At 66.7% G+C, this 18,816-nt stretch carries 14 protein-coding genes and 1 tRNA gene; 10 read left to right on the top strand and 5 right to left on the bottom strand.

The features are described 5' to 3' along the window. The first annotated feature begins 633 nt into the window (after window positions 1-633). Both VGK32_23780 and istB read left to right on the top strand, forming a co-directional pair. On the top strand, window positions 634-1,077 hold the full coding sequence (locus VGK32_23780; protein HEY3384793.1) for a hypothetical protein: 444 nt from the start codon (window positions 634-636) through the stop codon (window positions 1,075-1,077). Window positions 1,078-2,095: 1,018 nt separating this feature from the next. After that, the gene (istB, locus tag VGK32_23775; GenBank protein HEY3384792.1) at window positions 2,096-2,875 is read left to right on the top strand and encodes an IS21-like element helper ATPase IstB; all 780 of its coding nucleotides are present in this window, start codon (window positions 2,096-2,098) and stop codon (window positions 2,873-2,875) included. A 1,012-nt stretch (window positions 2,876-3,887) separates the two neighbouring features. Here istB and VGK32_23770 read toward each other — a convergent pair. From VGK32_23770 to VGK32_23760, 3 genes are all read right to left on the bottom strand, one after another. Further along, window positions 3,888-4,844 (bottom strand): hypothetical protein, encoded by a 957-nt coding sequence (locus tag VGK32_23770; protein ID HEY3384791.1) that lies wholly within the window; start codon window positions 4,842-4,844, stop codon window positions 3,888-3,890. 13 nt (window positions 4,845-4,857) lie between these two features. Then, window positions 4,858-5,679 (bottom strand): hypothetical protein, encoded by an 822-nt coding sequence (locus tag VGK32_23765; protein HEY3384790.1) that lies wholly within the window; start codon window positions 5,677-5,679, stop codon window positions 4,858-4,860. Window positions 5,680-6,173: 494 nt separating this feature from the next. Beyond that, window positions 6,174-6,262: transfer RNA gene (locus tag VGK32_23760), tRNA-Leu, on the bottom strand. A gap of 339 nt (window positions 6,263-6,601) precedes the next feature. On the opposite strand from VGK32_23760, the gene VGK32_23755 reads away from it, so the two are divergent. Continuing rightward, the gene (locus tag VGK32_23755; GenBank protein ID HEY3384789.1) at window positions 6,602-7,270 is read left to right on the top strand and encodes a cupin domain-containing protein; all 669 of its coding nucleotides are present in this window, start codon (window positions 6,602-6,604) and stop codon (window positions 7,268-7,270) included. 88 nt (window positions 7,271-7,358) lie between these two features. On the opposite strand, the gene VGK32_23750 is transcribed toward VGK32_23755, so the two are convergent. Further along, window positions 7,359-8,474, bottom strand: coding sequence for an alkaline phosphatase family protein (locus VGK32_23750; GenBank protein ID HEY3384788.1), 1,116 nt, complete (start codon window positions 8,472-8,474; stop codon window positions 7,359-7,361). Window positions 8,475-8,756: 282 nt separating this feature from the next. On the opposite strand from VGK32_23750, the gene VGK32_23745 reads away from it, so the two are divergent. Further along, window positions 8,757-9,824: a cytochrome-c peroxidase gene (locus VGK32_23745; protein HEY3384787.1), complete on the top strand. Its 1,068-nt coding sequence runs from the start codon at window positions 8,757-8,759 to the stop codon at window positions 9,822-9,824. Window positions 9,825-10,006: 182 nt separating this feature from the next. Here VGK32_23745 and VGK32_23740 read toward each other — a convergent pair whose 3' ends face one another. Beyond that, a complete protein-coding gene (locus tag VGK32_23740; GenBank protein ID HEY3384786.1) occupies window positions 10,007-11,290 on the bottom strand; it encodes an aminotransferase class V-fold PLP-dependent enzyme in 1,284 nt (427 codons plus the stop codon). A 192-nt stretch (window positions 11,291-11,482) separates the two neighbouring features. On the opposite strand from VGK32_23740, the gene VGK32_23735 reads away from it, so the two are divergent. The 6 genes from VGK32_23735 (at window position 11,483) to VGK32_23710 (ending at window position 18,711) form a co-directional block, all read left to right on the top strand. After that, entirely contained in the window at window positions 11,483-13,252 is a 1,770-nt protein-coding gene (locus tag VGK32_23735; GenBank protein HEY3384785.1) for a C69 family dipeptidase, read from the top strand. Window positions 13,253-13,320: 68 nt separating this feature from the next. Beyond that, window positions 13,321-14,220 carry an ABC transporter ATP-binding protein gene (locus tag VGK32_23730; GenBank protein ID HEY3384784.1) on the top strand — a complete coding sequence of 300 codons (900 nt, stop codon included), beginning with the start codon at window positions 13,321-13,323 and terminating at the stop codon, window positions 14,218-14,220. Window positions 14,221-14,228: 8 nt separating this feature from the next. Next, the gene (locus VGK32_23725; protein ID HEY3384783.1) at window positions 14,229-14,990 is read left to right on the top strand and encodes an ABC transporter permease; all 762 of its coding nucleotides are present in this window, start codon (window positions 14,229-14,231) and stop codon (window positions 14,988-14,990) included. Between the two features lie 94 nt (window positions 14,991-15,084). Beyond that, on the top strand, window positions 15,085-16,941 hold the full coding sequence (locus tag VGK32_23720; GenBank protein ID HEY3384782.1) for a CIA30 family protein: 1,857 nt from the start codon (window positions 15,085-15,087) through the stop codon (window positions 16,939-16,941). A 14-nt stretch (window positions 16,942-16,955) separates the two neighbouring features. Beyond that, complete coding sequence (locus VGK32_23715) at window positions 16,956-18,050, top strand: sensor histidine kinase (GenBank protein ID HEY3384781.1); 1,095 nt, start codon at window positions 16,956-16,958, stop codon at window positions 18,048-18,050. Between the two features lie 58 nt (window positions 18,051-18,108). Further along, entirely contained in the window at window positions 18,109-18,711 is a 603-nt protein-coding gene (locus VGK32_23710; GenBank protein HEY3384780.1) for a response regulator transcription factor, read from the top strand. Window positions 18,712-18,816 lie beyond the last annotated feature (105 nt).

Raw genomic sequence — 18,816 nt, 5'->3', positions numbered from 1 at the left:
GCCTCGAAGAGGCCGGAGCGCCCCCCCGTGACACGGAGGCGATCCCGGTGAGTCCCGCAGACGGCGGCACGTTGGCGAGCGGGAGACGGCCGAGGTACGCTGAGGCGGCCGTGATGAGGTGGGGACCCGGAGCTGGAACTCCGGGCCCCCGGTGACCACCTCGGGCTCCATGGGACCAAGGCAATCGCTCCCTTTGTGCCACGAACGGGCACGGGCGTCCAGTGGCAGCAGCGGTCGTCGCCTGCTGCTCCATGGACGTGCCACTCCGTCAGCGGCCCTGCCGAACGTGCCAGACCCTCTTCGCGATCTGCGTGTCGTGTGATCGCGGCCACGCGTACTGTTCGGACACCTGTCGGTCCGCCGGGCGTCGTCGCGTCGTCGCCGCGGCGAAGGCGCGGCATCAGGCGAGCGTCGAGGGGCGGCTCGATTATCGGGATCACCAACGCGCCTACCGCGCGCGCCGTCGCGTGACGGATCAGACTTCCACGCCGCCGCCCCCCGCGGACACACTCGTGACCGCCGACGTGCCCGTGCCGGTCGTCGCCACGCCGTGCTGCGTGGTCTGTGGTCGGCAGAGTGCCTGGGTGGTGCTGCCGACCTGGCGGTCGCCGCGCGCGTCGAGAGAGGAGCCTGATGATCACGCCCGAGCAACACGCCGAGATTCGCCGCCTCTATTACGGCGAGCACTGGAAGGTCGGCACTTTCGCCACCAACCTCGGCGTCCACCATGACACGGTCCGCGCGGCGGTCGCGCTCGAGGGGCGCGCGCTGCCGTGTCGTTCCTGTCGCCGGACCAAGCTCGATCCCTTTCTGCCCTTCATCCGTGACACGCTCGAGCAGTACCCGCGCCTGCGGGCCACCCGTCTGCACGCCATGCTCACGTCGCGCGGCTACGACGGATCGGCCGTGCAGGTCCGCCGGGTAGTCCGCGGGCTCCGGCCGTCCCTCGCGCCGCGGCTGTACCGGCGACTCGTCGTCCTGGCCGCGGAGGAGGCCCAGGTCGACTGGGGCAGTTTTGGGCAGGTCCGTATCGGTCACGGGACGCGCCTGCTGTCCGGCTTCGTGATGGTCCTGTAGTACTCGCGCGCCCTCTTCGCGCTCTTCACGCTCGATCAGACGCTCGAGAGTTTTCTGCGTGGCCACGTCGAGGCGTTTCAGGCGTTTCAGGGGTGTGCGCGTACCTTGGTGTACGACAACCTCAAGACGGCGGTGCTGGAACGCCAGGGCACGGCGATCCGCTTTCATCCCCGGCTGCTGGAACTCGCCGGCCACTATCACTTCGCCGTCCGCCCCTGCACGCCGGCGCGCGGGAATGAGAAGGGGCGCGTCGAGCGCCAGATCCGCTACCTGCGCGATGCCTTCTTCGCCGCGCGGACCTTCGGCGACGTCGACGATCTCAACGCGCAATTCCGGCAGTGGCGCGACACCCACGCCCATCAGCGGCCGCACCCGGAGCAGCGCGACCGCCCCGTCGCGGCCGTCTTCGCCGACGAACAGCCGCGCCTGCTGCCGCTCCCGGCGCATCCCTTCGAGACCGCGCTCGTCCGGCCCGTCGTCTCCGGCAAGCTCGCGTACGTCCGCTTCGACCGGAACAGCTACTCGATTCCGCACGCCTACGTCCGGCGTCCGCTGACGCTGATCGTCGAGGCGACCACCGTCCGGCTCATCGATGGCGGCGAGGAGATTGCGCGGCACGCACGCAGCTACGATACCGGTCAGACGATCGAAGACCTCGCGCACGTCGAGGGGCTGATCGCCGCCACCCGGCAGCAGAACCTCCACACCGGCCGCGATCGCCTGCGCCTCGCCGTCCCCGCGACCGTGACCCTGCTGGAGCGGCTGGCCGCCCGCGGCGAGTCCTTGCGGCTCCACACGCACCGCTTGCTCGCGCTCCTCGACGACTATGGCCCCGCCGAATGCTCCATCGCCGTCGCGATCGCGCTCGAACGGGATGCGCTGGGCGCCGGCAGTCTCGCGCACATCCTGGACACCCGGCGCCGCCAGCGGGGCCAACGCCCCCCGCTGCCGGTCGTCCTGCCCGACCGCCCGGGCGTCCGGGACTTGGATCTCACCCCACCACGACTGGAGACCTACGATGCACTCAGCGACACCGACGACGACCCCGGCACTGACCATTTACTTGCAGCGACTGGGCCTGACCTACACGGCCGACACCCTCAACGACCTCATCGCGCGCGCCACGCAGAAACGCTGGAGTCCGCTGGTCGTGATCGAAACGCTCGTCCACACCGAGATCGAAGACCGGGCGCGCCGTCGCCTCGAACGCCGCTTCCGCGGCGCCCGGCTCGGCCGCTTCAAGCCCGTCGCGGATTTCGAATGGGACTGGCCCAAGCAGCTGCACCGTCCCACGGTCGACCGCGCCTTCTCGCTCGACTTCATTGCCAAAGGCGAGAACATCGTCCTGGTCGGCAACCAGGGCCTCGGCAAGACGATGCTGACGAAGAACCTCGTCCACCAGGCCGTGCTGGCCGGCCATTCCGCGCTCTTCGTCACGGCCTCTGATCTCTTGCTCGACCTGAACGGGCAGGACACCGCCCGCGGCCTCGAACGACGCTTGCGCGCCTACACGCGTCCGCACGTCTTGGCCATCGACGAGATCGGCTATCTGGCCTACGACGCCCGCGCCGCCGACCTCCTCTTTCAGATCGTCAGCCGGCGCTACGAGCAGCGCTCCATCGTCTTGACCACGAATCTCGCCTTCAAAGACTGGAACACCGTGTTTCCGAACGCCTCCTGCGCGGTCGCGCTCGTGGATCGGCTCACCCACCACGCCGAGATCATTCGCATCGAAGGCGAGAGCTATCGCCACCGCGAGGCCGAACTCGTACAGAAGAAACGTCGCTCGTCCCCATAGCGTCAGGTCGTCGGCCGCCCCCGCCGTCGACCACCTGTCCAAATACCCGCGTTTCTTCACGACCGGCGACATCTCGTTTCGGATTGAACGGCACGGAGGCGTTGTAGCCGGTTCGAAGCGAGCCGAACTTCAGACGTGGCACGTTAATGTCGAATTGGGTACTGCCGAGGGAGCCGAGAGCGGCTTCCGCCAGCTCTTTCCTCAAGACGCGCGTCTGGACGTCGGCCCGCTCGTCGCCCGAGTCATCGAGGCGGTGAACAGGCATGAGACACACGAGTGGGTCAAGTGGGTGTCTGACGTTCGGGTGAAATTGCTGATTGCGCGAATCATTCCAGACACAAATCCCCAGACCACTGCTGGACGGCGCAGACGCTTTCGCGCGGAACTGGAACCCCGGCTGGAGTGCGTGGGTTTCAAACGGCCGCCGGGGACAGCCGCATACACCTACGAACGGACTCCAAAGCAACCGGGCGAGACCTGGATACCACCACACCTGGCGGGACGACGCACGGGCCGCCCGGACTGATGTCGCTGCACCATGGCTACCTTCCACGGACCGTGGCCGAGTTGCGCTTGGCTTGCGGTTGGCCGCTGGAGGCAGTGTGCGGCGAGCTGTTCGGTGTGTGGTGGGAGAGCCGGAAGCGGCAACGGTAGCCACGTGGCTGGCGGATTCAGAACCGCCCTTTGACGCTCGGTTTCGGTCGGAATGTTGGCCCTGGGAGCGACTTGAAATGGGCCGCCAGTAGAGGGCAGGTCTGGTCCGCTGTTTCGTCCGCCTGTCCACGGCACGGCAACCGGCAACACGCACCGATGCGAACGCCCCGGCGCCCCTCTAAAGCGCGCAAAGTGGGCGGCGATGTCCCCGTCCGCGGGATGTGAGACGTGTGGTCGGAGCTTAGATCTCATCAATATTCAGGCGTGCCGGTCAAGCGTTCGCACGCGTTGCTGCGCTCACACCGCGCACGTTCCCCGCAGGCGCGGCGGGCGGTCCTGGCCCGCCCGCCTTGTCCTTCTATATCTCAGCTTGCCTGCCCAACTCCTTTGTCGTGACTGACGCCACGAACGAGCATGCGTGAAAGACGTATTCCAGTGCGGTGGAAGGACGAATCGCCCAGACCTGTCCTACCTCAGGGTCGATGCCGTGGTCGGCAGCGTTCCGCACGTGGCCTAGGTGCTTGCCGACATAGACCAGCTTCTTGCTTAACCAGTTCGCACGGTCGAATTTGTCCAGTTTCGAGTTGATTCCGGTTGCCCCAGTTAGCTCAACTTGCGCCCGTCCACCCAGAGCCACAAGGTAGGATTCGACAGCGTTTCCTGCCTCTACGACCGCTCCTCGAGGGTCTCCGCCTGTCGCTCGCAGGAGAGCGTTAGCCAGGGGTACGATGACGTCCTCGCGTGAAACCAGCCGACAGGCGTCTTCCCCAATCTGCGCTCGAATTCGTCCTTCCGCAGCAGCTCCGTCGCCGGCAGCCAACGCTAGCACCTCCAGCGGGTTCTCAGCATTCGCGGGTTGCGGCGCGAACCGACCACCGCCTTCTGTGACGAGGGCATCGCTGTAAGTGCCTAGACTGACCAACGTGTCTTTGATTTCCTCGCGGTGTGCCGTGAGGTCAAGAGCGGTCTTCGTCTGACCGGCAGCGGTGGAGGCACTGCCGGTTCCGACTAGCCGTTCGCGGAACGTCAGGAAGGGCGGATAGGACTCAAGCAGCACGCGGATGACTGCTGCCCGCTGTGCACCATTTGGCGTTATCAGGAACCGGCAGAGAGGGCTTGCTACAGCGTAGTCGGAGTGGTCCTTGGACAACAACCCGAGGTCGCAGGCGAGTGCTAGCGCCGCTTCCGCCAGAGCAGGAGTGAGGTCGGCGAAACTCGACACGTAGTCCACATTCGCGGGTTGTTGACTCACGACTACGCCTTCGACCACGGAAACAACATGTTCGGCAGTAGCAGGCGAGAAATCTCGGGCCATGCGCTCAGCCCTCCTACTCGCCGGGGTGTCTCGTAGCGGACTCCTCAGCAGCGGAAGTTGCGCCAGGCTCTTCGGTGGTTCGGCGTTGCGCCTCTGCGGGCGTTGGATTCGGTTCCGACGGTTCGGACAACGTCCGAATGAGGTTTCTCAACTTCACCGCAATGGCGTCGAGTTCGTCTACCTTACAGTCAACGCGGAGTTGCAGTTGGATAGCAAGTGCGGCAGCACTGGCGGTCGAGGGCAGAGGAAGAACGGGAGTCGCGGTGCGAGTGACAGTGGTAGTGGTCAGCGTCGCTTGGTCCGGAACTCCGGCCTCCTCAATGGGCGTCGGGGTTGAAGCAGACCCTTCGTCCATGGCGACGTATTTCCCGTCCTCTTCCCGCAGTAACCCGGCGACGACCATTATCTGAACAACAGCCGCGGCTCCGGCTACGACGGCGGGGCTCTTCTTCTGGCCCGCCGAATACGCGACGTGCGCTTGGAGTGTAGACGCGTCCATGCCACGACGGATGCGTACTGCCGCCAGTACCTTCTGAAAGAACGAATTGGCCGCAACGAGATGGTGCCAGTACTTGCTCACATCCTCTAGAACGTTGTGCTGTAAGGCGAGCGCCAGATTCCGTCCGAGGGCACTTATGACCTTCCGCCTTCCACCCTCGACCACTCCAACAGCCACAAGAAACGCATTGTTCCGACTCACCTGGGTCTCGTGCACACCGGCAATTCCGCCCACATCGGCGGGAGTGACATCAGTATCGAAGTGCCCGTATCCCATGATGATCTTGATGAGCTCGTCGTAACTAGACCCGGGCAACCGGAATTCGTCGTCGGCCATCTTGCTGCTCCATTAGTGATGCGGGAAACAGGCACGGGGTGCGTCGTCAATGCTGAGGACGCGTTCTTGACAGTCGAACGTGCAGACAACGAAGAATGACAATCGTCGCCCCATGCAGAAGCGGCCACATTGACGCCGCGCAACCGGGCCGGGCGATGTGAACGGGTAGGCGTTGCTTCTGCGGTGAGCGGGGCGTCTACCGGTGCAACCCGAGAAATGGTAGTCGCCGTGCGCCGGGCTTTGGGGGTCGCCTCGCGCCGACTGCCTTTTGGCACCGATGATATCTTATCACGAAGCTGTACAGTGCTGGACGGGCGGGCGCATGTGCGACACCGCCTCTGCCGGACACCGCCAACTTGCGCCGCCGCACCGTGATAACGCGCGGCCAAAGAGACGGCCCTTTCGGTTCACTACGGTTTCACTACGGTTGGGATATTTCGAGGCGCCTCTGCTGAGCGCCACGACCGGTAAACACGTTGAATTACCGAGTGGTTTGGTGCCGGAGGAGGGAATCGAACCCACACTCCCAGTAAAGGGAACGGGATTTTGAGTCCCGCGCGTCTGCCAGTTTCGCCACTCCGGCACCGGAGGGGAGAATACACAGTATACCCGAGCCCGGCAGCGAGCTGAAGTAGGTGCCCCGGCGCTCAGCGCACGACGCCAGGCACCACAGGCGCACCCGCCTGGCTGACAATCCCATTGCTCATCCGCAAATGTTCTCGGCCACTGCGCTCCTTTCGTGTACGCTTCTTCTTGGGCAAACAAAACAGCCAACCCGTCGAGCAGCCGTACTGACCCTGAACCGCGGTGTGGCCAGGTTCTCAGGGTGCAGTGCGGCCGGGTGCCTTTCGTCCGTTTCCACGGAGGTTTGGATAGGGAACCCGTCGTCTTCGGGTCCCGGAAGGAGACAGTTGTGCAGAGAATGCTGATCGTGTGTGCGCTGTTGGGCCTTGCGGCCGTTACCGCCTCAGCTCAGGATCCCGTGGCGGTCGCGCCGAACCAGTGCAAGGTCGTCTTGGAGAACGACTACGTGCGCGTCCTGCGCTGGGCCGAAGCCCCTGGCGACAAGGTGCCGATGCACGAGCACCCGGCGCTCGTGAGCATTTCGCTGTCCGCGAACAAGACGCGGTTCACCTCTGCCGACGGAAAGGCACGAGAGGGTGACGCGAAGGCAGGCCAGGCGACGTGGAGCGATCCTGAGAGACATTCCAGCCAGAACCTGAGTGCCAAGGCCGGCGAGGTCATCCAGGTGGAACTCAAGACGAAGCCCGGCGCCGCCATGACCGCGCTCCCGGCGTCCGAAGATTCGGTCGCCGTGGATCCGAAGCACTACAAGGTGGTGCTGCAGAATGACAGGGTCCGCGTCCTGCGGATCCATTACGCACCGAACGAGAAGTCCGTCATGCACACGCACCCCGCCAGCGTCGCCGTCTTCCTCACCGACGGTCAGACGACGTTCACGCTCGGGGACGGCACGACGACTACCGCGGACGTCAAGCCAGGACAGGTGCTGTGGAATGACAACCAGAAACACCTGCCTCAGAACACGGGCGGAAAGCCGTTCGAGCTGATCCTGGTTGAATTGCGGTAGCAATCCGGGGGCGCCCGCCATCGACGCCGGGCGTCCCCGCCGCCTCGTGCCTGCTCGCGCTTGAGGCCCGCCGCCACTGCGGGAAGACTCAGCGGGTCACGCCAGGCAGTGCAGGAGCGACGGCCGGCACGGCCTTCCGGAAATCCTCGCCCACGAGAGCCGCGATCGTCGCCGCAATCTGGGCGGTCGCCACGGTGTCGCCAGCGCGAACGCCCAGCGCCGGCGTTCCCGGCCCCATCACGGCCATCCACGTCCGCTCGGCGGCGGGCACCTTGCGGCCGTGGTCGGTCCAGTCGGCCGGCGTCGCGCCGCGTCCGTGGTCGGTTGCCACGACGAGCGCCGTTCGGCCCCGATACTCCGGCATCGCCTGCGCCGCTTCCCAGATGCGCCGGATGAAGCGGTCGCCGCGCCAGGCCGCGTCGAGATACAGGTCGTATCGCGGCTCGTGCGCCCACTCGTCCGTCTCGCCGAGCATCACGTAGAGCACCCGCGGCTTGCGCGTCCGCAGGCACTCGAGCGCGGCCTGCATGATCGGCGCGTCGAACGGCGCGCCGTCCCAGAGCGGCGGCAGGTCGTCGGCGAGGTCGTTGATCGCCCGCTCGCGGTCCGTGACCGGCTTCGGCACGGGCGGATAGCCGTCGCCAACCACCAACCTGCTCCGCTCGACGTTGAGGATGAACGGGAGCAGGTCCCACGCGCCAAATGCGGCGACGCGTCCGCGGAAGCCGGGGCGGTCGTTCAGCCACTCGAGCACGGTCACGTTGGGATTTTGTATCTGCTTGTTGCTGTCGATCCGTGCGTCGGCTATGCCCGACAGCATCTCCGCATAGCCCGGGTACGAGAACCACAGGCCGTTGGTCACGTGCGACAGGCTGTTGCGCGAGGGATCGCCGAACACCTGGCCCCGCTCGGCCACGACGCTCCAGAGGAACGGCATGAGCGCCGCGCGCCGCGCCTCGGGCGTGTCGCGCCAGAACCGCTTGACCGCCGGCGGCGGCTCGGGCTTCTCCGCATCCTTGCCGAACAGCTCGCGCTCGGCGCCGCGGAAGACCTCCTGCCAGCGCAGGCCGTCGAGCGTCACCACGATCACGTGCGTCGCGGCGCGAAGAACGGCCGGCCTGGCCGGCGGCGCGGCAGACGCGACACTGGCGATGCTGATGATGGCGACGATGATGGCGACCGCCATTCTGGTCACGGCCCGCATGCAGTTCCTCCAGTGGATCCAGGCGACGACACGTACTGCATTCTAAACCCTGAGCTCACTTGTGTTGACCATGCATCAAGCGCCGCGCACTCTCTGAAACGGGCGTCCCCTGCGCGAAACGTTGGTCAACACAACTGAGTCGAAGGGTAGATCGCAGACGGCCATTCCGAATGGAGGCCGATCGCCCGCATCGATTCTCAACCGTCTTGGTGCCCGTGGTACCCATGGTGTCCTTCGCGGTCCAGATTTGGTAATCTCGCCGCGTACGCAAGGGAGGACACCATGCTGAACGCCCACAGACACGGCTGGCCGCTCGTCCTCGTCCTCGTCGTCTGCGCCGCCTGCAACTGGCAGGCCTCCACCGACAAAGCGTTGCCGCCAGCGCCCGAGGTCGACAAGACCCGCCTCGCAGTGTTCGCGCCGCTGCCCGACTCGGTACCGCCCGCGCAGGGCGCGATGGCCGAAGACGCGGTCACGCTCGGCCGCATGCTCTTCTACGAGCCCCGCCTGTCGAAGGGCCAGACGATCTCCTGCAACTCGTGCCACGACCTGGCCAAGTACGGCGTGGACGGCCAGCCGACCTCCGACGGTCACAAGGGGCAGAAGGGCGACCGAAACGCGCCCACCGTGTTCAACGCGGCGGCGCACTTCACGCAGTTCTGGGACGGCCGCGCGGCGGACGTGGAGGCCCAGGCGAAGGGACCGATCCTCAACCCGGTCGAGATGGCCATGCCCGCCGAGCCCGTCGTGATCGCGGTGCTCGAATCGATGCCGGAATACGCGGACCTGTTCAAGAAGGCCTTCCCCAACGACAGGAAGCCGGTGACCTACGACAACATGGCCAGGGCCATCGGCGCGTTCGAGCGGAAGCTGATGACACCGTCTCGTTGGGATGCATTGCTGAAAGGGGACCAGACGGCGCTCACGCCGGAGGAGCAGGTCGGGCTTCGAACCTTCCTCGACACGGGATGCCAGGCGTGCCACAACGGGGCGCTGCTCGGCGGAACGTCGTACCAACGCCTCGGCGCGGCGAAGCCATATCCGGGGGTGACCGACCCCGGGCGCTACAAGGTCACCAAGACCGAGGGCGACCGGAACATGTTCAAGGTGCCGTCACTGCGGAACATCGAGAAGACCGGCCCGTACTTCCACGACGGCAAGGTGGCCGACCTCGAGCAGGCGGTTCGCGACATGGCGGAGTATCAGCTCGGGAAGACGCTGCCGCCCGAGGAGACCAAGCGGATCATCGTGTTCCTGCGTGTGCTGACGGGCAAGATCGATCCCGAGTACATCAAGCCGCCCGCGCTGCCGAAGAGCACCGCGAAGACACCGAAGCCCGACCTGACGTAGTACTTCGACCCGCAGCTATGGCCACGATCGGTCGTCGGTGCACATGGCCGGTCATGCTCGCTCAGCACTCAGTCCTGAGGGCACAAATACATTGCCGTGTTTGTGCATCACCGGACTCAGCGAGAGCCGGCGCGTTCACATCGTCGCCATGACCTTCACGATCACCCTGTGGTTGTCCGTCGCTACGCGCCCGTTCGAGCCAACTCCGTGATGGCCTTGACCAGGGCGTCCAGGTCCGCCGTGGTCGTGTACAGGTGCGGCGTGACGCGTGCCCCTTTGACGGGCCCGGTGTCGATGGCCACCGTGTAGACCTTGAACCGGTCGAACAGCGCGTCTGCCAGTTGGCTCGGCGTCATGCCGGTGATGCCGACGTTGGCGATCGCGCACGCCCGATTCCCCGTCGGCGTGTTGAGATACACCTTCGGAATGCCGCGCACCCGGTCCGTCCAGTACTGCTGCAGGAATCGCAGCCGCGCTTCCTTCCGCTCGGGGCCGATCATCTGGTGGAACCTGATGGCGTCCGCGATGGCAAGGACGGTCCACGACGGGTGCGTGCCGATCCGTTCCAGCTTGCGGATGTCGTCGTCGGGCACGCTGGTCTCGCCGAACAGCGGCCAGACGCTCCGAATCTTGTCCTTCTTGATGTGCAGGATGCCCGCGCCGAGCGGCGTGCAGAGCCACTTGTGCAGGCTGGCGCCGAGGTAGTCGCCGTCGAGGTCGGGCACCGTGAAGACGATCTGCGCGAACGAGTGCGCCGCGTCGACGATGACGCTGACGCCGTGCGCGTGCGCCATGTCGGCGATCTTCCGGACCGGCAGGATCTGCCCGGTGATGTTGACCATGTGCGAGAGCAGCACGACCCGCGTGCGCGGCGTGATCGCCTTTTCGTACGCGGCGACGATGTCGTCGTCGCTCCGGGGATGGAGCGGGAGGTCGGCCTCCACGCACTTGAGGCCCCGCCGACGCGACTGCTGCCGGAACTGCTCCAGCATCGACCCGTAGTCCTGGCTGCACATCACCGCCTCGTCCGCCGGCGCGAGGTCGAGGCCGTGGATCACCGTGCCGAGCGACTCGGTGGTGTTCCGCGTGATGACGATCTCGTCCACGGGGCAGCCGGCCAGCGCCGCCAGTTGGGCCTTCACGGCGACGAGATCGTCCGCCTTCTTCCGGCGCATGTAGTAGGACACGCCGCCGTTGATCATCGCTTCGTGGCGCTGGAAGGCTTCGAACGTCGGCGCGGGCTGCGGGCTCGAATACCCGTTCTCGAGGTTGACGTAGCCCTTCGGGACGGGGAAGAGCGCACGGATTCGGCTCCAGAACTCCTCGTCGGTCGCGGCGGACTGCGCGTCGAGCGCGCCGAACGCCTCGAGCCGGCGTTCGAGGGCGTCGAGCGCACGTGGTCCGAGAAGCGGCGCAGCCGCGCCGGCCGCCGCGGTCCGCAGGAAGGAGCGACGAGAGCTGAACATGGTGGTCTCCTCACGTCGAATCATAGCGCGACCTGCCCGCCCGCGACAGCGCCCAACTGCCTCGTCGCCGTCGAGGCGAGCTTCGTGATAACCTCCCGACAATCCGGGTGCCCCCCGGCCGCAAGCCGTCCGCCTCCAGCCCAGATTCCAGAGCCCAGAGTTCAGAGCCTGAAGCCTATCAAGGAGCACGCGATGCGGTTACGGAAGTTCATCCTCGCAGCACTCATCGTGGCCGTGGCGGGTACGGTCGGTACGGCCGGCCAGCCGACTGGTTCGCAGCAGACGGCCGGGAAGGCGCTCCAGTCGGACCAGTGGCAGGGCAAGAAGATCTGCGGCTATCCGCGGCCCGAGGGCGTTCCGCCCGAGGTGTGGGAGAACGCGTGCGAGGCGTGCACGTCGGTGCCCGTCAGTCCCGAGGTGTCGTCCGACGGTACCCTGACGAGCCATTCGTGCGACGGCGGCTACGAGATCCGCATCAAGGTCGTGCCCGGCAAGACGTATCCGGCCGACGCCAAGCGCGACGTCATGAAGGGGGGCGGTCTCGGCGAGGAGAAACCCGCCGAGCGGCAGGAGCGGAAGGTCGGCCAGATCCCGCAGGTGACGCAGACCTTCACGCGCTACGACGCCTCGTATCCGTTCATGAACGAGAAAGGCGTCATCATCGGCGAGACGACGATCGGCGGCCGGCGCGAACTCTACAACGACGAGGGGTGGTTCGACATCATGGAACTCGAACGGCTGGCGCTCGAGCGCGGGTCGACGGCGCGTGAAGTGGTCGCGATCATGGGCGAGTTCGCCGAGAAGTTCGGCTACGGCGACAGCGGCGAATGCCTCACGGTCGGCGACGCGAAGGAGGTCTGGCAGTTCGAGATCTTCGGCGCGGGTGCGACGGAGGTGGGTGCGGTGTGGGCCGCCAGGCGCATCCCTGCGGGCGAGGTCGGTGTGTCGGCCAACCGGTCGCGGATCACGACGCTCGACGACAACCCGGACCAGACGATGGCGTCGAAGAACGTGCGGGCGGTCGCCGAGGCGAACGGCTGGTGGAAGAAGGGCGATCCGTTCGTGTTCAACCGCGCCTACGGCATGTCGGGCCAGCCGACGCCGAACCGCCGCGAGTGGCGCGTGCTCGCCATCCTGGCGCCGTCGCTGAACCTCGACCCCTGGGCGCCCGAGCAGCCGTTCTCGGTGAAGCCGGACAGGAAGGTCAACGTGCGCCAGGTGATGGCGATCCACCGCGACGTGTACGAGGGCACGCCGTTCGACCAGACGAAAGGTCCGCTGGCCGGCCCCTTCGGCACGCCGAACCGCTGGTCGCTGTCGCGAGACTACAAGCCGGCGGAGGGCTACTCGCCCACCGAGCGCATCATCGCCGTGCACCAGGCGTCTTACGTGACGGTGTTGCAGGCTCGCGGAAACATGCCGCCGTGGATCGGCAGCCTCGCCTGGTTCGCGCCAGACGACGCGAAGACGTCGGTCTTCACGCCGTTCTACGCGGGCAATTTCAGAGTGCCCACCGCGTTCGAGATCGGCCGGCGCGACCGGTTCGATCGAGGCTCGGCGTTCTGGGCTTCGAACTTCATCGGCAACTGGTCCAATCTCAACTACCGCGCGATGATCCAGGACATCCGCGCGAAACAGACGGAGGTCGAGGACAAGCTGTTCGCCGAGCAGCCCGTCATCGAGAAGGCCGCCCTCGAGATGTACAAGAACGATCCCGACCGCGCGCGGGCGTTCATCAGCGACTACTCGAACCGCGTCGCCCAGGAGAACTACATGAAGTGGTGGGCGCTGGCCGACCAGTTGGTGACCGACTACCAGGACGGCGGCTCGCGCGTCGCGCCGGAGAAACGGACGGTTCCGGCCGACTGGCTGCAGAAGCAGGGCGCTTTCGGGACGCAGATGCCCGCGGCAAAGAAGGAGCCACCCGTGGCGAAGGACGGGAAGAAGGATCCCAAGAAGTGACGTTTGTCAGGTCGCCGTCCTGACACCCTCCACTGGTCCAGCGTGCTGCGCCGGCGCACGATCGTTTCATGAGAAGCGAACGTGCGCCGGTGGCAGAACTCCTCCAAGTCTCCAAGAAGTTCGCGGCCGTTACGGCCCTCGACGGGGTTGACCTGGCGCTCGCGCCGGGACAACTCACCGCCCTGCTCGGCCCGAACGGCGCGGGCAAGACCACGGCGGTCCGACTGATGCTCGGCACGAGTCGGCCAACGGCCGGGGCCGTCCGGCTCTTCGGCCTCGATCCATCCGACCGCGCCGCCCGCAGCCGCGTCGGCGCCATGCTGCAGATCGGGCGGGTTCCCGAAACGCTGACACCCCGTGAGCACCTGCGGCTGTTCAGCAGCTACTACGGGGACCCGCGACCGATGGCCGACCTCCTCGCCGTGGCCGGCATCGCGGACGTCGCCGATCGTCGCTTCGGCGATTTGTCCGGCGGTCAGAAGCAGCGGGTGCTGTTCGCGGCGTCGTTGTGCGGCGATCCGCAACTGCTCTTCCTCGACGAACCCACCGTCGGCCTCGATGTCGAAGCGAGGCACCTGTTCTGGGACGCGATCAGGCAGATCATCGCCGCCGGCCGCTCCATCCTGCTCACGACGCACTACCTCGAGGAGGCCGACGCGCTCGCCGACCGTGTCGTCGTCCTTCAACGCGGGCGGATCGTGGCCGACGGGTCGCCCTCGGATATCAAGCAGCAGGTGGCGGGCCGCCTGGTGCGCTGCATCACGAACGTCGGTGAGGCCGAGATCCGTCAATGGCCATCGGTTCACTCGGTGCGGGCGGACGGCAGCGCACTCGTCATCCTGACGTCGGACGCCGAGGGCCTCGCGCGGCACCTGCTCGCACGGGACGCCGGGCTGACCGACCTCCAAATCACCGGTATCGGCCTCGAGGAGGCGTTCGTGGCGTTGACTGGAAGGAGCGAATCATGAGGACCGCGGTGAGTGACCTTCGCATATACGGACTCGAGGCGTGGACCGAGTTGCTGAAGGTCCTGCGGCTGCCGGCGTACGCGCTCCCCACGATCGGCTTTCCGGCGATCTTCTACGTGCTGTTCGCGCTGGCGCTCGGCGGACGGCAGGCCAGCGGCACGTCGGTCGGCACCTACATGCTGGCCACCTACGGCGCGTTCGGCGTGATGGGGGCCTCGCTCTTCGGTTTCGGCGTGAGCCTCGCGATCGAGCGGGCGCAGGGCTGGTTGCTGTTGAAACGCTCGATGCCGGCGCCGCCCGGCGCCTGGATTGTCGGCAAGCTGGCCGTGAGCCTCGCGTTCAGCCTCGCTGTGGTCGTCGTGCTCAGCACGCTTGGCGTACTGTTCGGCCACGTCCGGATGCCGCTCGGCACATGGGTTCCGCTCGTGGCCGTGCTCGTGGCGGGAGCGCTGCCGTTCAGTGCGTTCGGCCTCGCGCTCGGCTACCTGTTGGGGCCGAATTCGGCGCCCGCCGTCGTGAACCTGATCTATCTGCCGATGGCGTTCTTCTCCGGGATGTGGGTGCCCATCGAAATGCTGCCGAACGTCATGAAGCAGGTGGCCCTGTGCCTGCCGGCGTATCACTTCGCGCAACTCGCGCTCGCGATCGTCGGGGCGGGACGCGGCGGCCCCGCATGGAGCCATGTCCTGTTCCTGGTTGGTTTCACACTCTTCTCCGTGGCGCTGGCACTGTTCGCCTATCGAAGAGACGAGGGGGTGACGTTCGGGTAGGGAGCAGGAGCCAGAAATCGGAAGTCAGAATCGAGAAGTGGGAATCGAGAAGTGAGAACGGAAAGCCAGGGGTCAGGCGTCGGGGGATGGACATATGAGACAGCGCATGTTGGAAGGCGCGCTCGGCGCGGTTGGCATTGTATTGATGATTGCCGGCATCGTCGCGCACCAGCGCGCGCTGACGGCCCCGCCCGGTCGGCAGGCGTCGGCGCGGCAGGTCGTCCCCGCCGCACCCCCGCGTGCATTTGCGATCGTCGATGCTCGCGTGTTCGACGGCACGTCGGTGATCGACCGGGCGACGGTGCTCGTCGAGTCCGGGAAGATCAAGGCGATCGGCCCGCAGGTCGAGGTCCCGGAAGGGTTCGCCGTCGTCAACGCCTACGGCAAGACACTGTTGCCGGGCCTGATCGACGCGCACACCCACGCCTATGAAGACGCCCTCCAACGCGCGATCGTGTTCGGAGTGACGACCGAGATCGACATGTTCACCGACGCTCGCTTCGCGGCCACGCAGCGCAGCGAGCAGGCTCGCGGCGTCGTGACCACGCGGGCCGACCTCGTCTCGGCCGGAACGCTCGCGACCGCGCCCGGAGGACACGGGACCGAGTACGGCATTGCCATTCCCACGCTCACCCGACCCGACGAGGCACAGGCGTTCGTGGACGCCCGGGTGGCGGAGGGGTCGGACTTCATCAAGATCATCTACGACGATGCGGCAAGCTACGGACTGAAGCTGCCGGCTCTCAGCCGTGAAACGATGAACGCCGTGGTGGCGGCGGCGCATCGCCGCGGCAAGCTGGTGATGGTGCACGTGAGCACGAGCCAGGCCGCGCGCGAGGCGATCGACGCTGGAGCCGATGGCCTCGCCCACATCGTGGCGGACGTGGCCAGCGACAAGGCCCTGATGGCGCTGATGCAGCTGCACCATTCGTTCGTGGTGCCGACGCTGACGGTGATTGCGAGTTCGGCGGGTGACACGGCGGCGGCGCGCGTCCTCGCGGCGGAACCCGTCCTGTCGACCTATGTCTCGGCGACCGAGAGGCGGACACTGAACGCCGCGTTCCCATCCAGGCTTCGCGCGAGTCACGGGTTGCAGAACGCGTCCGCGCTCGTCGGCGACCTGCGCCGAGCCGGTGTGCCGATCCTCGCCGGAACCGACGCGCCGAACCCGGGCACCGCCCATGGGCTGAGCATCCACCAGGAACTCCAGCTGTTGGTGAACGCCGGCCTGTCCCCGGTCGAGGCGCTCGCCGCGGCCACTTCGGTGCCCGCGGGGATCTTCAAGCTGTCCGACCGCGGCCGCATCAACGTCGGGCTGCGCGCCGACCTGGTGCTGGTCGATGGCGATCCGACGCGGACGATCACCGACACGCGGCGGATTGCGACGGTGTGGAAGGGCGGCGTGGTCGTCGAGCGGCCCGTGCCGAAGGCCACGGCAGCGGCTCCGGTGCAGACACACGGGCTCGTCAGCGAGTTCGAGGCCGACACGACGGCCGCGTTCGGGGCGGGCTGGCAGATCTCGACCGACAAGATCATGGGGGGAACGTCCGAGGCATCGATGCGCATCGTGCCAGGCGGCGCGAGCGGGTCGCGAGGCTCGCTCGAAGTCACCGGCGGCATCAAGCCGGGTTCGATGTATGCGTGGGCCGGCCCGATGTTCTTTGCTGGGCCGACACCGATGGCTCCCGTCGATCTCTCCAGGTTCAAGTCGCTGACGTTCTGGACGAAGGGCGACGGCGGCACGTATCGTGTGCTGATGTTCGCGACGAGCCTCGGCCGGATTCCAGCCGAACAGACGTTCACCGCCGGTCCCCAGTGGCGCGAGGTCGTGATGCCGATCGCGGGATTCGGACCGCAGGTCAACGGGAGTGACCTCCAGGCGTTTCTCTTCAGCGGCGGCCAGGGGCAGACGAGCTTCCGTTTCCAGATCGACGACGTGCGTTTCCGGTAGAATCGCAGGCACCCATGCGCCCACGACGCCTCCTGCCGGCCGACTTCGAGATCGCGTGGTGGCTGCCGTACTCGTGGCTCGTCTACCTGAGCTTCTTCATCCTGTACGCCGTCTTCGGCGGCCGGACACTCTTGTGGTGGACGTTGCACGCGCTCGCGGTTGCCGTCTTCCTGCCGCTGTATTTTCGCGGGTTCTGGCTGGAGGGCCGGCGCCTGTTGCCCATCATGGCCGCGATTACCGCCCTCGGTACGGTCTATATTCCCTGGAACCCTGGCGCGAGCGTCTTCTTCGTCTACGCGAGCGGCTACGCAGGGGACACGGGACCGCCACGCGTCGCGGTCCGGTGGCTCGTCGCGGTGGTTCTGGTCGCCGGCATCGAAGCCCTCGTGTGCCGGCTCTCGCCGGATGCGTGGATCCCGGCAGTCGTGCTGCCGTTGATCATCGGGGGCGGAAACATCGCGTTTGCGGAGAAGCGACGCGCCGACGCGCGGCTGCGCCTGGCGCGCGATGAGGTGGCCCATCTGGCGAAGGTGGCCGAGCGCGAGCGGATCGCGCGCGACCTGCACGACCTGCTGGGCCACACCTTGTCGGTCATCGTTCTGAAGTCCGAACTGGCCGCGAAATTGTCCGATCGCGACCCGGCGCGGGCGGCCGCGGAGATCCGCGACGTCGAACGGATTTCCCGACTGGCGCTCACCGAGGTGCGTCGCGCGGTCGAAGGCTACCGTCAGCTCACTCTGGAGGAATCGCTGGTTGGCATCCGCCAGGCGCTGACCGCCGGCGGGGTTGCGCTGGAATCGGACGTGACGGCGGTCCGGCTGGATCCCAAGGTCGAGGGTGTCGCCTCGCTCGTGCTGCGCGAGGCGATCACCAACGTGATCCGCCACGCGAACGCCACAACCTGCCGGGTCCAGATGCGCGAGGAACGGGGCCGCCTGTCTCTCGTGGTGTGTGACGACGGGGTGGGTGGCGCGGCGCGCGCGGGAACCGGCCTGACCAGCATGCGGTCGCGCGTGGAGGAAGTCGGCGGACACTTCGAACACGACGGGGGCGCGGGCACAACCGTGCGCGTGGACCTGCCCTTGTCGGTCGTGAGCGGTCGGCCCTGACCTCCGACCCCTGATTCCCGAATTCCGAATTCTGATTCCTGAATCCCGAGTTCCATTTATGATCCGCGTCCTCATCGCCGAAGATCAGGCCATGGTGCTCGGTGCGCTGGCCGCGCTGCTCGAGATCGAGCGGGACATCACCGTCGTGGCCCAGGCGCGTGACGGCAGGAGCGCACTCGCCCTCGCCCACGAGCATCGTCCGGATGTCGTCCTGACCGACATCGAGATGCCGGTCCTGGGCGGCCTCGAACTCGCGGCCGAACTCAAGCACGTGGCGCACCCTGCCCGCGTCATCATCCTGACGACCTTCGCGAGGCCAGGCTACCTGCGCCGGGCGCTCGATGCCGGAGCGTCGGGCTATCTGCTGAAGGACTCGCCGTCCGACCAACTGGCGGATGCGATTCGCCGGGTGCATGCGGGCGGGCGCGCGATCGATCCGGATCTCGCCGTCGAAGCCTGGACCGACGATGACCCGCTGAGCGACCGCGAGAGGCAGGTCCTGCGGCTGGCGGCGGACGGACAGTCCGGTCAGGAGATCGCCGAGGCGCTGAAGCTGTCGGAAGGCACGGTTCGCAACTACCTGTCGGAAACCATCAGCAAGCTCGGCGCGAAGAACCGGGTCGAAGCCGCCCGGCTTGCGCGATCCAAAGGTTGGCTGTAGCGCACTCAGCACGGAGCACGCAGCACATCGCACTTCTTGGCGCGTATTGTGTAGACTTGTGTGTTCGTCAGGGCACCCGCCCTGCCACCACGACGGAGGATCGCG

It is taken from the genome of Vicinamibacterales bacterium (assembly GCA_036504215.1).
In the GTDB taxonomy this organism is placed as follows: Bacteria; Acidobacteriota; Vicinamibacteria; order Vicinamibacterales; family Fen-181; genus FEN-299.
This window is presented reverse-complemented; position numbering and strand designations above follow the sequence as displayed.